Genomic DNA, 15,261 nt, shown 5'->3' with positions numbered 1-15,261 from the left:
TGTGGCCCTGTAAGCCTTGTGAATACGGTTAGACTAGGCTCAGTCAAGGCGCTGAGCCATTTCGATTTACGAGCATTTTCGATAAGTATCTCTTATGGATTTCAAGCAACTCCGCTATTTCGTCGCGGTGTATGAAGAAGGCCACGTCGGCCGCGCCGCCGAACGCCTGTCCATCTCCCAGCCGGCTTTGTCCCAGCAGATCCGCCATCTGGAACAGACCCTGGATGTCAGCCTCTTCGAGCGCAGCAGCAAACGCCTGTTGCCGACCCTCGCTGCCCATACCCTCTACAACCACGCCCTGCCCTTGCTCGACGGTCTGCAACGGGCGCGCGAAGCACTGGGCAACTTCAAGGGCCAGGCACTGCGCACCCTGGCCATCGGCGTCCTGCAGACCGTGCACACCAGCCTGGTGCCGCAAATGCTTGAACGCCTGCGCCAGGAACAACCGCATCTGGTGGTGCAGATTTATGAATTGTCCGGCCTGGATATCGAGCGCCGGCTGCTCAATGGCTCGCTGGATATCGGCATCAGCTACCTGCCGCCGCGGCAACCGGGACTGCATGGCGTGATGCTGTACGAAGATGAACTGACCCTCGTCATCCCGGCGGATCATCCGTTGCGGGAATTCAAGAAAGTCTCCATGAGCCAGGCCGCCGAGCTGCCGATGCTGTTGTTGGGCGAAGAGTTTCAGGTGCGGCAGATCTGGCAGGCGCAACTGACGAACCTGGGCCGACGACCGCAGGTACAAGCCGAGTTGAACAACATGGCCGGGATTCTCGGCAGCCTGCCGCACACGCGATTGGCCACCGTACTGCCCGGGCGCTCACAGAAGGCTCACGGCAACAAGGAACTGCTGTGGAAACCTTTGACCGAGCCACGGGTGCCACTGAAAGTCGGTTTGGTGTGTCGGGACGTGCAACGACAACAGGCATCGATGACCTTGCTGCGTAACTTGCTCGAGGAAGTGATGAATCGGCCGGATGACCGCCTTGAATAGCGCGCCTGACGCTGAAGACTTTTTCGCAGGCATAAGAAAACCCCGCCGAAGCGGGGCTTTGCAGACTGTTTCCCTGACATCCATTTCACTCCGCCGTCCTGGCAGAATCCTACGTGTCCGTGTTGTTGCTTTGCGCTTCCTGCGCTACGTCCATGTGAAGTAGATTAGCCGTGGATCCAATTGGCTACTATGGGAGAAAAGCATTACGTCATGTAAGAGAATGCTTACATGACGTTACATCCTCAGAATTGCGCCGCATCCAGCAGGAACAGCGACTCGCTGCCAGCTTTCACCGACGCGCTCAGCGAGTGGATACGCGGCAGCAGGCGGGCGAAGTAGAACCGCGCCGTGCCCAGTTTGCTCGCGTAGAAATCGTCCTGCGCCTCTTTGCCCAAGGCGGCCTTGGCCATCAACGCCCACATGTAAGCGTAGGCGGTATAGCCGAACACTTGCAGGTACTCCACCGACGCCGCGCCGATTTCGTTCGGGTTGGCTTTCGCACGGTCCAGCAACCAGGCGGTCAGTTCGTCGAGAGTAGTCACGGCATCGTTCAGCGGTTTGGTGAACTCGGCCAGATCAGCGCTGGCGGTTGCGGTGAAGTGACGGATCTCGTCGGCGAACAGCTTGTAGAACGCCCCGCCGCTGCCCACCACCTTGCGCCCCACCAGATCCAGCGCCTGAATGCCGTTGGTGCCTTCGTAGATCTGGGTGATACGCACGTCGCGCACCAGTTGCTCCTGGCCCCATTCACGGATGTAGCCGTGACCGCCGAACACTTGCTGACCGTGAACCGTGGTTTCCAGGCCCAGATCGGTCAGGAACGCCTTGGCCACCGGGGTCAACAGGGCGACCAGGTCCTCCGCGCGCTTGCGCGTTGCGGCGTCTTCGCTGAACTTGGCGGTGTCCAGTTGCATGGCCACGTAGGTGGAGAACGCACGGCCGCCTTCGTTCGAGGCCTTCATGGTCAACAGCATGCGACGCACGTCCGGGTGGACGATGATCGGGTCGGCCACCTTGTCCTTATTCTGCGCGCCGGTCGGGGAACGGCTCTGCAGGCGGTCGCGGGCGTATTCGATGGCGTTCTGATACGAACGCTCGCCGCTCGCCAGGCCCTGGATACCGACACCCAGACGCTCGTAGTTCATCATGGTGAACATCGCCGCCAGGCCCTTGTTCGGCTCGCCGACCAGGTAACCCACGGCTTCGTCGAAGTTCATCACGCAGGTCGCGGACGCCTGGATGCCCATCTTGTGTTCGATCGAACCGCAGTTGGCCGGGTTGCGCGCGCCCAGGCTGCCATCGGCATTGACCAGGAACTTGGGCACCAGGAACAGCGAAATGCCCTTCGGCCCCGCCGGTGCGTCCGGCAGTTTGGCCAGTACCAGGTGGATGATGTTTTCGGTCAGGTCGTGCTCACCGCCGGTGATGAAGATCTTGGTGCCGCTGACCTTGTAGGAACCATTGGCCTGAGGCTCGGCCTTGGTGCGGATGATCCCCAGGTCAGTGCCGGCGTGCGGCTCGGTCAGGCACATGGAACCGGCCCAGATACCAGCGTACATGTTCGGCAGGTACGCCGCTTTCAGCTCTTCGCTGGCGTGGGCGTTGATCGACAGGCAGGCACCGGCGGTGAGCATCGGGTACAGGCCGAACGACAGGCTCGCGGAGTTGACCATCTCTTCGACCTGGGCCGACACCGCCTTGGGCATGCCCATGCCGCCGTAGGCCGGATCGCCACCGACACCGACCCAGCCGCCTTCGGCATAAGTCTGATAGGCCTGTGGGAAACCGGCCGGCGTGGTGACGGCACCTTCGGCCCAGTGACAACCTTCTTCATCCGCCGCACGGCTCAGAGGCGCGATGCTTTTGCTGGTGACCTTGCCGGCCTCTTCGAGAATGGCTTCGACGGTTTCGGCGTCGACGGTATCGACCAATGCCGGCAACTCGGCCCAGAGTCTGGCGACCTCGAAGACTTCATTGAGGACGAAGCGCATATCGCGCAGGGGCGCTTTGTAGTCAGCCATGGCAAACCTCGCAAGATCTAATACAGGTATTCACAGGATGGGTTTTTACGATTTTCACTATGCCATCGAGTGTACCCCAACAACTTTTGCGACACATAGGGTCGGTACATGACTGTTTTGTTATTTTTAGTCATCAGAAAAAATCGCAGCCCACGACAGCGATCCGTGTAGGCGCTGCCGCAGGCTGCGATCTTTTAAAACACACCGGCTTTAAAGGGAGAACAACTGCGCGGGCAACTGCATCAGGCAATCACTGCCCGCCTCGATGGCCGCCCGATGCGCTGCGGTACGCGGCAACAGTCGCTTGAAATAGAACTCGCTGGTCGCCAGTTTGCCCCGGCAGAAATCGGCGTCACCGCTGCCGTCGTCCAGCTGCGCCTGCGCCACCAGCGCCATCCTCAACCACAGGTAGCCGAGAATGATGTAGCCGCTGAACATCAGGTAATCCACCGACGCTGCCCCCACTTCGTCCGGATTTTTCATCGCAGCCATGCCGATCCCGGTGGTCACCTCACCCCATTGCCGATTCAACTCGTTGAGCTGCGCCACATACGGAGCCAGTTGCGGGTGGCCGGCGTGGCTCAGGCAGAACTTGTGGACAATTTTGGTGAAGCCGCGCAGCAACTTGCCCTGGCTGCCCAGCACTTTGCGCCCCAGCAGGTCCAGCGCCTGAATGCCGTTGGTGCCTTCATAGATCGGCGCGATACGGCAATCACGTACCAGCTGCTCCATGCCCCATTCACGAATGAAGCCGTGGCCGCCGAACACCTGCATGCCGTGGTTGGTCACCTCCAGGCCGGTTTCGGTCATGAAGGCCTTGCAGATCGGCGTGAGGAACGCCAGCAGGTCTTCGGCCTCCTGACGCGCCGTTTCGTCCGTACTCAAATGCGCAACGTCCAGCAATTGCGCGGTGAAATAGGTCAATGCGCGGTTGCCTTCGTTGAAGGCCTTCATGGTCAGCAGCATCCGCCGCACATCGGGATGGACGATGATCGGGTCGGCGGCTTTTTCCGGGGCTTTCGGGCCAGTCAGCGCACGCATCTGCAAGCGCTCGTTGGCGTACTTGATCGCCCCTTGGAAGCTCGCCTCGCCCAGGCACAAGCCCTGCATGCCGGTGCCCAGCCGCGCGTGGTTCATCATGGTGAACATGCAGTTCAGGCCCTTGTTCGCTTCACCGATCAGAAAGCCCCTGGCCCCGTCGAAGTTCAGCACGCAGGTGGCCGACGCCTTGATGCCCATCTTGTGTTCGATGGAACCGCAGGACACGCCATTGCGCTCACCGGCATCCCCTGCGGCATCGGGCAGGAACTTGGGCACGATGAACAGCGAAATGCCCTTGGTGCCGGCCGGTGCATCCGGCAGTTTGGCCAGCACCAGGTGAATGATGTTGTCGCTCATGTCGTGCTCGCCGGCGGAGATGAAGATCTTGCTGCCGGTGATCGCATAACTGCCGTCGGCCTGGGGCACGGCGCGGGTCTTGATGATGCCCAGATCGGTGCCGCAATGGGCTTCGGTCAGGCACATGGTGCCGGTCCACTGGCCGGCGGTGAGTTTGCTCAGGTAAGTCAGTTTCTGTTCTTCGGTGCCGTGGGCGTGGATGGCCGACATGGCGCCGTGGGTCAGGCCGGGGTACATGCCCCAGGAAGTGTTGCTGGAAGCGACCATCTCGCTGATCACCAGCCCCAGCGAGCTCGGTAGCCCCTGGCCGCCATACGCCGGATCGGCCGCCAGCCCGTGCCAGCCGCCCTCCACATATTGCGCGAAAGCCTGTTTGAAACCGGCTGGCGTGGTCACCACGCCATTGTCGAAATGGCAGCCTTCTTCATCACCGCTGCGGTTGAGGGGCGCCAGCACGTTTTCGCAGAACTTCGCGCCTTCCTCGAGGATCGCGCCGATCATGTCCGGGCTGGCGTCATTGGCCCCCAGCGCGGCGTAGTTGCTGTGAAAGTCGAAGACGTGGTCGATCAGAAAGCGCATGTCGCGCAGGGGAGCTTTGTACTCGGGCATGGTCGTTTCTCCGTCGGCAGATTTTTCCAACCTACTGCCGGCAACCACGCCCCACAATCACAGTCCAGACGCTGAATGCGCCATCATCACTCAGCCGTAGCGGCATCCGTGCGCACGGCGCCGCGGCGCGTCTGCCCGAACGCCATCACGCAGTTACGCCCCGCGCCCTTGGCGCTGTAGAGCGCCTGGTCGGCGGACTTGAGCACTTCTTCCGGCGTGCGCTGCTCGATCCGTTCGGCAACGCCGATGCTGACCGTGACCGACACGCTGGAAGCCGCGGACCCGGTGCGCCGCTGACGCCCCTGGTTGTCATCCTGCGGACGGCTCTCCTGATTACGCAGGTGAATCAGGTAAGTGGCGATGGACTCGCGGATCACTTCCAGATGCGGCATGCATTCTTCCAGCGTCTTGCCGGCAAACACCATGGCGAACTCTTCGCCGCCATAGCGATACGCCTTGCCGCCGCCACCGATTTTCGACAGCTTGCTGGCCACCAGGCGCAGCACCTGATCACCGACATCGTGGCCGTGGGTATCGTTGAATTTCTTGAAGTGATCGACGTCGCTCATGGCCAGCACATAGGTGCGACCCAAGCGCTGCATGCGCTCGTTCAAGGCACGACGACCGGGGATGCCCGTGAGCTCGTCGCGAAACGCCATCTGATAGGCCTCATGGGCAACGGCCGCGGCGATCATCAGCATCACCTGGCTGCACATGATGTTCAGGGTGAACGGCAGGATGAAGGTCTTGGGCAACATCCAGAACAGCCCCAGCAAACCCACCAACTGCGCGGCGTGCAGTGGCCGGGGATTGCGCCAGTACTGCCAGGCCAGCAGCAGGAAAGCTGCGATGAACACCGGATAAGACAGCTGAATCAGGCTCATCCACGCGCCATGCAAGGCCGGCCAGCGGATCTCCGACAACCACATCAGCAATGCCTGCGGGTAACTCTGCTCCAGCCCCAGCGCCACGCTGCCCACCGCCAGCAACACCGCGAAACGCGCCACCATGTCCTGGAACAGGTGCGTTCGCTCCTGCCAGGCCGCGAACACGCCGAACAGCAGCGGCAACAGCAGGCAACACAAATGGAAAACCACCGCGGCGTCTTCGCGCACCTTGCCGTTGTCGCGGTAGAAGTCGGTCTGGGTGTCGAGCAGGAAATAGGCGGTGTACACCGTGACCATCAGAAACAGTTCGCGCTGACGGCGGTAAACCGCGCAATAAGCACCGCCGAGCAGCAGCACCAGGGTCGGCAGCACGTTGAACAGCGAGGTGAAGAAGACGTTGAGATCCTTGACGTAGGCGGCGGCAAGCCCCGCCAGCAACAGCAGCAGAGACGGCAGGAAATGACTGAAACGTACAGCGGAAGGACGCGGCAAGGGTAAAACTCCTACCCATCAGATCAATAGATGGCAATGTGCCAACTACTGTAACGGCAGCGGTCCGCAATTGCTGAGTGAATTAGTGAGGCAATTGTGAAAAAAAGCGTCACTGGCGACCATCGACCGCCAGTGACGTAAAGGGAAACTTATTGCGGCAAGTCGTTATTGAACGGTTGCAGCGGCCCCTCCAGCGCTGGCCGACCTTCGGCGCCGATGGGTTTGAGCTGGAACTCGGCATCCTGCGCCTGGCGGGTGGTGATCTTCGGACTGGCCGGTTTTTGCCCGACAGAGTTCTCGTCACCCTTTGCACCCTGTGCCAGCACCAGCGACGGATGATCGAACGGTGCCCGTTCCCACGCCACCCGCGGATCGGTCAGGCCGACCTCCATGAATTTCACCAGCGCATCGATCTCCTCCTGGGTCAGGTTCAGCGGCGACATGTCCGCATCGAGGTTGGAGCCGTTGTGCTGATTGACCGCCGGGTGCTCGAAGCCACTGGTGTTGCTGGCATCTTCGCCACGCCGGTCACCGCCGCGGTTGTAGAACTCCATGACCTGTTGCAGCGTGGCGCGGCTGCCGTTGTGGAAGTAGGGACCGGTCAGCGCGATGTTGCGCAGGGTCGGGGTCTTGAACGCGCCATCGACCGAGTCACGGAAGTTGACGTTAGGCTTGAGCGTCGCATCGCAGGGGATCGCTGCGCTCAACGGTGCCTCGAAGGTGCAGACATCGATGTCCAGCGAGTCCGGAATATTCCCGCCCTGCAGTTGAGTGTTGTACTCACGAGTGAAGGACAGCGGGTTGCCCCAGGCATCCGTCCCGCCGACCGCCAGGTCTTCGGAGGTCGGACGCACGCCGGTGTTGTAGAAGCCGTTGTCGTAGAGGGTGGTCAGGCCGTCCGCCATGACCATCCGTTCGATGCGTTCGCGAGGATGAAACTGCAAGCGACTGGCGGCGTTGGTCAACTCTGCACCGCCGTGGCAATTGACGCACTTGCCCTTGCCCAGGAACAGATTCATGCCCTGCACCTGTTGCGCGTTCATGGCCGTCTGATCGCCGTTCAGATAGGCATCCAGCGGCGCCTGATCGGACACCAGCGTGGCTTCATACATCTGGATCGCCAGGCCGAAGAACAGCGGGAAGTTGGCCTCCATCTGGGTGTACGGCGCGCCGCCCACCAGCACCTGCTGGGTGGCGTTCCACAGCCGTGGCTGGAACGCGTTCTTGATCAGTTCGCGATAGGTTGGCCGACGGGCACCGGACACCGGGCCGAGCACCGAGTCGGTGGACGAGATCCGTTGCTGCTTGAGCATCAGCGTGTCGAGCATGCGCCGGCCGATGTCGGCAAAGGTGCGCCCGCCACAGGACATTTCCACCGCGCTGCCGGGAGGCCCGACCGCTTGCGAAGCGGCGGAAGCATCGTTGAGCGCCAGGCGTACTTTCTGGGCCACGCCGCTGCTGTCCTTGGTCACATAGATCCCGGCATCCGGGTCACGGTTGCCGAAAGGCGAGAAGCCATTGAACACGTTGTTGGCCCGGCCATCCCAGAAGTTGCGCACGTTGAACGCCGCGTTGATCACCGACGGCGCGTTACGCCCGGTGCTGCGCCGCACATTGATGCCGCCGACCTGGAAGATCCCATCCGGCTGCTGGGTGCACTTGTCGAAACGCGGCTGGTTGGGTTTGACGAAGTTGGCGTCGAACACCCCTTGGGAGCCGATCACGTCATCGGTGGAATAGACGATGGGCGAGTTGCGATCCAGCGGGTTGGACAGCACGTGAGTCGGGAAGTCGGCTCTTTTGAGCAGATAGTTCGGCCCGCCCTTGCCCCCGGATTTGGTGGTGTAGGACGGCACGTCGCCTGGAATGTCGGAGGCCGTGAACGGCTTGTTGAAAATCGACGCGACGTTGGCGTTGGTATTGGCCTGGCCCGGGTTGATCTGGTTGGTGGTGCGGTGATCGACCCCGGCGTGATAGTGGCAGGACGCGCACGCGGTGGAGCCGTCACTGCCCACTTCCATGTCCCAGAACAGCGCCTTGCCGAGCAGGATCGCCGCCGAGCGATTGAGCACGTAGTCGGTCATCAGGTCGACCTTGCGCCCGCCTTCGGTGCCCGAGGGGTCAGGAGGCGTCATGCCGCGCAACGAATTGAGCATCGGTACATCCAATGCCGGGGGATCAATCGCTCCAGGCGGGTCAGCAGCGAGCGCGATGTTCAGCGAAAGCCCGCTCATCAGCGCGCAAGCCAGGGGGATGATGCGCAGGACTCGCAAGTGTTTGACCATGATGTCTCTCCCGGTTCGAGGCGGAGTTGCCAGGCTCCGGTTAACTATCGCGAGATGGATTCATGACCAGACATCTTGCTGCACGTGCTCGCGACAACTTCAAACGAAATTATCGGGTGCAAGGCACGGCGACACTGGCGAAGTGCTCGCTAATCGTTGGCTATAAGTATTGGCTCGTCGCTCTGCGGCGACGCTTGATTGCACTGTAGTCGTTACAAAAGATTTCAGCAGCATATTTTTACAAATTTTACTTTGATGATTTATCTTCTCGTTAATTACCGCAACTTCGGGGATTGAACACCCCCAAAGTTGGGTAAAAAACCCCACAAAAGCCCATAGATTAGGGGGCACAGGCCGCGCGCAACGCTCGAAGTGGAGTTGGCAAAATAATTGCTAACCTCAAGAAAACTGCTTGGTTAATTAGAGAAATAACTTCCTACGGAAAATCATTAAGTGGAGTGCTTATTCACACTTCAATAATTAACCCTGCGCACCATTTATATAAAAAACGAAAAACCTGTAGGAGCGAGCTTGCTCGCGATGAACTAACAGGCAACGCTTTTTATCAGGACGCCCGTGTTATCGTTGACGACCATCGCGAGCAAGCTCGCTCCTACAGAAAAGCAAAAAAAAACGCCGCTCTTGAGAGAGCGGCGTTTTTTTGTTGAAGAGTTGCGCCAAGGCTTAGTAGCCCAGCGCGAAGTCTTCTTCTTTCATATCCATCAGGTTGTTGGCGCCCGACAGCATGGTTGCAACGTGAGTGCGGGTACGCGGCAGGATGCGCTGGAAGTAGAAGCGCGCGGTCTGCAGCTTGGCGGTGTAGAACGCCTCGTCGCTGGTGCCGGCAGCCAGTTTCTCGGCAGCCAGGCGCGCCATGTCGGCCCAGAAGTAGGCCAGGCAGGCGTAACCAGAGTACATCAGGTAATCCACGGACGCCGCGCCGACTTCTTCGCGATCCTTCATGGCAGCCATGCCGACCTTCATGGTCAACTCGCCCCATTCCTTGTTCAGTGCAGCCAGCGGTGCGACGAATTCCTTCACGGCTTCGTTGCCTTCGTTGTTCTGGCAGAACTTGTGGACGATCTTGGTGAAGCCCTTGAGCGCCTCGCCTTGAGTCATCAGCACTTTACGGCCCAGCAGGTCCAGCGCCTGGATGCCGGTGGTGCCTTCGTACAGCATCGAAATGCGGCTGTCGCGAACGTTCTGCTCCATGCCCCACTCGGCGATGAAGCCGTGGCCGCCGTAGATCTGCACGCCGTGGTTGGCCGATTCGAAACCGACTTCGGTCATGAAGGCCTTGGCGATCGGAGTCATGAACGCCAGCAGTGCGTCGGCTTTCTTCTTCTCTTCTTCGTCCACGCCGTACTTGACGATGTCGACCTGCTTGGCGGTGAAGTACACCATCGCACGGTTGCCTTCGGCGAACGCCTTCATGGTCAACAGCATGCGGCGCACGTCCGGGTGCACGATGATCGGGTCAGCGGCTTTGTCCGGCGCTTTCGGGCCAGTCAGCGAGCGCATTTGCAGGCGATCGCGAGCGTATTTCAGGCCGCCCTGGAAGCCGATTTCGGCGTGGGCCAGACCCTGCAGTGCGGTACCCAGACGTGCGGTGTTCATGAAGGTGAACATGCAGTTCAGGCCTTTGTTCGCCGGGCCGATCAGGAAACCGGTGGCCTCGTCGAAGTTCATCACGCAGGTGGCGTTGCCGTGGATGCCCATCTTGTGTTCGATCGAACCGCAGTTCACGGCGTTGCGTGCACCGACGGTGCCGTCTGCGTTCGGCAGGAATTTCGGCACGATGAACAGCGAGATGCCTTTGGTGCCAGCCGGTGCATCCGGCAGGCGGGCCAGCACGATGTGGACGATGTTGTCGGCCATGTCGTGTTCACCGGCCGAGATGAAGATCTTGGTGCCGGACACCTTGTAGGAGCCATCGGCCTGAGGTTCGGCCTTGGTGCGCAGCATACCAAGGTCGGTGCCGCAGTGCGGTTCGGTCAGGCACATGGTGCCGGTCCACTCACCCGAGACCAGCTTGGTCAGGTAAGCCTCTTGCTGCTCGGGGGTGCCGTGCTCGGAGATGGTGTTCATCGCACCGTGGGACAGGCCAGGGTACATGCCCCACGACCAGTTGGACTCGCCCACCATTTCGCTGATGGCCAGACCCAGAGATTCCGGCAAGCCCTGACCGCCGTGCTCGACGTCGTGGGCCAGGCTTGGCCAGCCGCCTTCGACGAATTGCTTGTACGCTTCCTTGAAACCGGCCGGGGTCTTAACGCCGGACTCGCTCCAGGTGCAGCCTTCAAGGTCGCCCACGCGGTTCAGCGGAGCCAGTACCTGCTCACAGAACTTGGCGCCTTCTTCGAGAATGGCGTCAACCATGTCCGGAGTTGCCTCCGCGCAAGCTGGAAGGCTCTGATAATGCGCTTCATAGCCAAGCAGTTCGTCACGAACGAAGCGAATATCACGCAAGGGGGCCTTGTAGTCAGGCATAGCGATAAACCTCTGCTGATGTAACCGGGAATGAGCGACCGCGTTGGATTGTTATGACGGTCAAACAGTTGTTTGAAACATACGTTTACGCCTAACCCTTGTCAAGCGTCGATCTTTTGCCGCTCGTCATCGCCTGCGCCCCAAACAAGGCGCACGGGCACGCAACGTCGTTGCCCGAGCAGCACGTCATTAAACAAAGAGTAGTTTGCAAATAAGGACTTACGATGAAAAACGCCGCGAAGGTTCGCGGCGTCAGTGGTGCGGTTCAGCGAATGAATCAGGCGAAGGTATCGATCAGCGTACCGAGCACTTCATCGGAAGCCTTGGCGACTTTGGCCCCCAATTCCACCTGAAACTTGCCCTGGGCCATTTCCACCATGTTGCTGGTCACGTCCGATTGCTGGCTACGATCGACAGAACGCAGGCGCTCGGCCTGAACCTCGGAGGACTGGCTGGTGACCGAACGTTCGATGGTGTTGTTGGCGATCTGGCCGGCGGCTTGATCAACGCGGTTCTGCCCTGTCTGAATGGTGCTCAGACCGGCATAAAAAGCGGTGCTTCCTGAGATTTCCATGGGAGAACTCGTCCTTGTGGAGGATCAACAGCGCCCATTGAACCAGACCTGCGGCCGAAAGGCCCGTCAAAAACACTAATGGCACAGTGCCTTGCCATAGGCAAAATTCAATCAAGCAGGTCCAGCTGCAGATGCTCGGCCACCGCTTCGGCCGTGACACCCTTGAGTTTCGGCACTCTTCCCAGGCACGGCGCCGGCAGGCGTTCGGCCAGGGTGGCGAGGTTTTCCTCCAGGCGCGAAGTCTTCGGATCGATGATGTTGGCCACCCAGCCCGCCAGCTGCAAACCGTCCCGGGCAATCGCCTCGGCGGTCAACAACGCATGGCTGATGCAGCCCAGGCGCACGCCGACCACCAGAATCACCGGCAGCCCCAGCGCCATCGCCAGGTCCGACAGATTGTCCTGATCGGCCAGGGGCACGCGCCAGCCACCGGCGCCTTCGATCAGGGTGAAATCGGCCTGCATGTCGAGAATCTGCCGCATCGGGGTCAACAACGACTGCACCGTCAACGCCACGCCCGCCTCCCGCGCCGCCAGATGCGGGGCGATGGCCGGCTCGAAGGCCACCGGGTTGACCTGTGCATAACTCAGCGGCAACGAACACTCCGCCAGCAACGCCAGTGCGTCCGAGTTGCGCAGGCCCTTGGGCGTCACGTCGCAACCGGAAGCCACCGGTTTGCCCGCCGCCGTGCTCAGGCCCGCCAACCGCGCGGCATGCAGCAATCCGGCGGCGACCGTGGTCTTGCCGACATCGGTATCGGTGCCGGTGATGAAATAGGCTGCGCTCATAAGGGTTTCTCCATAACGGCGTACACAACCTGATAAGTCGCCGGCAGGCCCGGGGCCTGACGAAACTGCTCGTAAGCCTCGATCAACCCCAGAATCCGCGCCCGGCCAGTCAGTCCGCCCGGCCGACCAGGATTAATGTTGTGCGCCCCCAGCGCCTTGAGTTCATGGGTCAGGCTGCGCACATCCGGGTAATGCAGCACGTGGGGCCGGGTCTGCAGACTGATCGCCTGCAAGCCGCTGGCCGCGCACAACTGTTGATACATCGCGAACTCGCGGAAGCGGTTGACGTGCACCATGCCGTCCACCTGACGCCAGCTGTCACGCAGTTCAAACAAGGTGCCCACGCACAGACTAGCAAACGCAAAGATTCCGCCAGGCTTGAGCACGCGATGGGCTTCGCTGAGCACGCTGGCGAAGTCCGCGCACCACTGCACGGCGAGGCTGGAGAAGATCAGATCGCAGGTCGCATCGCGCAGCGGCAAACGCTCGGCATCGCCGGCGATGAAGTGCGTGGCGCCACCCAGTGGCCGGGCGTGATTGAGCATGCCTTCGGCGATGTCCAGCGCCAGCCCCTGACCTTCGGGGAAGCGCTCAGCCAGCGCACGGCTGAAATGCCCGGTGCCGCAGCCAAGGTCCAGCCAGCGCCCGGGTACGAAATCTTCCGGCAAGCGGCTCAGCAACTGGCTGCCCACGTCACGCTGCAACTCGGCCACGCTGTCGTAGCTCGATGCCGCGCGAGAAAAGGATGCCGCTACCTGACGCTTGTCGGGCAGGCCGCCTGGAAGCTTGGGATTGGATAAATCAGTCATCGCCGGACTCATGCAAGAAAGCGTGGATCGCCCCCGCCACACCGTGGGGGTCTTCCAGCAGGAACGCGTGGCTGGCCTGTTCAATCAGACCGATTTCTACATCCGGCAGCAGCGCCAACAGGTCGCCAGCCGCTTCGGCCGGCACCAGGCCATCGAGGCCGGCAAACAGATGCAACTGCGGACCGCGAAAGGCCTGCAAGGCCTGACGGGTATCCAGCTGGGCGAGCACATGCAATCCGCTCACCAAGGACTGGGCCGGACTGTTGGGCGCACCGCCGAGCATCAGCCGCGACAACCCGCGCGAGTCCTCGGCGCCTTGTGCGCACAGCAGCGAAAAGCGTTTGAGGGTCGTGCGCGGGTCGGCAGCGCAGCCGGCCAGAAAGGCATCGAAGGTTTCGCCGGGCATCGCGCTCGGCCACTGCTCGTGGCTGACGAAGGACGCATTGCTTGCCAGGGTCAGCAAGCCGCAGCAACGATCGCCACGACGGGCCGCCAGTTGCGAGGCGAGCATGCCGCCCAGGGACCAGCCGCCGAGCCAGGCGTCCTGAGAGATCGTCGAATCGAGTTCATCGAGCCACTCTTCAGGATCGCTCGACTCCAGCTCCGGCAATGGCTCGATTTCCACCCGCAGGTGTTCGTCCAGGCCTTGCAGGGCCGCCGCCAGTGGCTCCAGCGGGGAAATTCCGAGGCCCCAGCCGGGCAACAGAATCAGTCGATCACGCATCGTTCGGCTCCGGTCCAAGTTGTTTAAAACAATCGGCCAGTCCTTCTAACAATAGCTGCACCTGCGCTTCGCTGTGGGCGGCGGTCAGGGTCACGCGCAAGCGGGCGCTGCCGGCCGGTACGGTCGGCGGGCGGATCGCGGTCACCATCAGGCCGCGCTCGCGCAGCATCTGCGACAGGCGCACCGCGCGCCCGGCGTCACCGATCATGATCGGCTGGATCGGCGTGAAGCTGTCCATCAGTTGCAGACCGATCTGCTCGGCGCCGTGGCGGAACTGGCGGATCAGCGTCTGCAAATGCTCGCGACGCCAGTGCTCGCTGCGCAGCAGTTCCAGGCTTTTCAGCGTGGCGCAGGCCAGGGCCGGCGGCTGGCTGGTGGTGTAGATGTAAGGGCGGGCGAACTGGATCAACGTTTCGATCAGCTCCTCGCTACCGGCAACGAAAGCGCCTGCGGTACCGAACGCCTTGCCGAGGGTGCCGACCAGTACCGGCACATCGTCCATGCCCAGGCCGAAGTGCTCGACGCAACCGCCACCGTTGGCGCCCAGTGGACCAAAGCCGTGGGCATCGTCGACCATCAGCCACGCACCCTTGGCCTTGGTTTCCCGAGCCAGCGCCGGCAGATCGGCGATGTCGCCGTCCATGCTGAACACGCCGTCGGTGACCACCAGGGTATTGCCAGTGGCTTTCTCCAGACGCGAGGCCAGGCTTGCCGCATCGTTGTGCAGATAGCGACTGAAACGCGCGCCGGACAACAGGCCGGCATCGAGCAACGAGGCATGGTTGAGGCGGTCTTCGAGCACCGTATCGCCCTGCCCGACCAGCGCGGTGACGGCGCCGAGGTTGGCCATGTAACCGGTGGTGAACAGCAGCACCCGCGGGCGACCGGTGAGGTCGGCCAGCGCTTCTTCCAGCGCGTGATGAGGGGTGCTGTGGCCGATCACCAGATGCGAAGCACCACCGCCGACACCCCATTTTTCAGCACCTGCGCGCCAGGCTTCAATCACCTGCGGATGATTGGCCAGGCCCAGGTAATCGTTGTTGCAGAACGCCAGCAACGGCTGGCCATCGACCACCACCTCGGGGCCTTGCGGGCTTTCCAGCAGGGGGCGTTGGCGGTAGAGATTTTCGGCACGACGGGCAGCCAGGCGTGCGGCGAGATCGAAAGACATGCAGGCCTCGGACAGT

General features: G+C 61.4%; 11 protein-coding genes. 1 reads left to right on the top strand and 10 read right to left on the bottom strand.

The features are described 5' to 3' along the window. Positions 1 to 94: 94 nt before the first annotated feature. The gene (locus tag HNO86_RS19275) at positions 95 to 997 is read left to right on the top strand and encodes a LysR family transcriptional regulator (RefSeq protein ID WP_175378531.1); all 903 of its coding nucleotides are present in this window, start codon (positions 95 to 97) and stop codon (positions 995 to 997) included. 242 nt (positions 998 to 1,239) lie between these two features. Here the strand turns inward: HNO86_RS19275 and HNO86_RS19270 are convergent, their stop codons facing one another. From HNO86_RS19270 to bioF, 10 genes are all read right to left on the bottom strand, one after another. Beyond that, the gene (locus HNO86_RS19270; RefSeq protein WP_175378530.1) at positions 1,240 to 3,018 is read right to left on the bottom strand and encodes an acyl-CoA dehydrogenase C-terminal domain-containing protein; all 1,779 of its coding nucleotides are present in this window, start codon (positions 3,016 to 3,018) and stop codon (positions 1,240 to 1,242) included. 210 nt (positions 3,019 to 3,228) lie between these two features. Further along, positions 3,229 to 5,025, bottom strand: a complete 1,797-nt coding sequence (locus HNO86_RS19265; protein ID WP_175378529.1) for an acyl-CoA dehydrogenase C-terminal domain-containing protein — start codon at positions 5,023 to 5,025, stop codon at positions 3,229 to 3,231. Between the two features lie 86 nt (positions 5,026 to 5,111). Beyond that, on the bottom strand, positions 5,112 to 6,404 hold the full coding sequence (locus tag HNO86_RS19260) for a GGDEF domain-containing protein (RefSeq protein ID WP_175378528.1): 1,293 nt from the start codon (positions 6,402 to 6,404) through the stop codon (positions 5,112 to 5,114). A gap of 149 nt (positions 6,405 to 6,553) precedes the next feature. Next, positions 6,554 to 8,689 carry a cytochrome-c peroxidase gene (locus tag HNO86_RS19255; protein ID WP_175378527.1) on the bottom strand — a complete coding sequence of 712 codons (2,136 nt, stop codon included), beginning with the start codon at positions 8,687 to 8,689 and terminating at the stop codon, positions 6,554 to 6,556. A 684-nt stretch (positions 8,690 to 9,373) separates the two neighbouring features. Further along, positions 9,374 to 11,179, bottom strand: coding sequence for a phenylacyl-CoA dehydrogenase (locus HNO86_RS19250; RefSeq protein ID WP_175378526.1), 1,806 nt, complete (start codon positions 11,177 to 11,179; stop codon positions 9,374 to 9,376). A gap of 277 nt (positions 11,180 to 11,456) precedes the next feature. Continuing rightward, positions 11,457 to 11,753, bottom strand: coding sequence for a pyrroloquinoline quinone biosynthesis protein PqqE (locus tag HNO86_RS19245; RefSeq protein WP_175378525.1), 297 nt, complete (start codon positions 11,751 to 11,753; stop codon positions 11,457 to 11,459). A gap of 107 nt (positions 11,754 to 11,860) precedes the next feature. Beyond that, complete coding sequence (bioD, locus tag HNO86_RS19240; RefSeq protein WP_175378524.1) at positions 11,861 to 12,541, bottom strand: dethiobiotin synthase; 681 nt, start codon at positions 12,539 to 12,541, stop codon at positions 11,861 to 11,863. Beyond that, complete coding sequence (gene bioC, locus HNO86_RS19235; RefSeq protein ID WP_175378523.1) at positions 12,538 to 13,350, bottom strand: malonyl-ACP O-methyltransferase BioC; 813 nt, start codon at positions 13,348 to 13,350, stop codon at positions 12,538 to 12,540. The genes bioD and bioC overlap by 4 nt, the downstream gene beginning before the upstream one ends. Next, the gene (locus HNO86_RS19230; RefSeq protein ID WP_175378522.1) at positions 13,343 to 14,074 is read right to left on the bottom strand and encodes an alpha/beta fold hydrolase; all 732 of its coding nucleotides are present in this window, start codon (positions 14,072 to 14,074) and stop codon (positions 13,343 to 13,345) included. Before HNO86_RS19230 ends, bioC begins: the two co-directional genes overlap by 8 nt. Next, positions 14,067 to 15,245 (bottom strand): 8-amino-7-oxononanoate synthase, encoded by a 1,179-nt coding sequence (gene bioF / locus HNO86_RS19225; RefSeq protein ID WP_175378521.1) that lies wholly within the window; start codon positions 15,243 to 15,245, stop codon positions 14,067 to 14,069. Before bioF ends, HNO86_RS19230 begins: the two co-directional genes overlap by 8 nt. Positions 15,246 to 15,261: the final 16 nt, after the last annotated feature.

This window comes from Pseudomonas sp. C1C7 (assembly GCF_013359595.1).
GTDB lineage: Bacteria > Pseudomonadota > Gammaproteobacteria > Pseudomonadales > Pseudomonadaceae > Aquipseudomonas.
The sequence above is the reverse complement of the archived record's forward strand: the minus strand, read 5'-3'. Positions and strand labels throughout refer to the sequence as shown.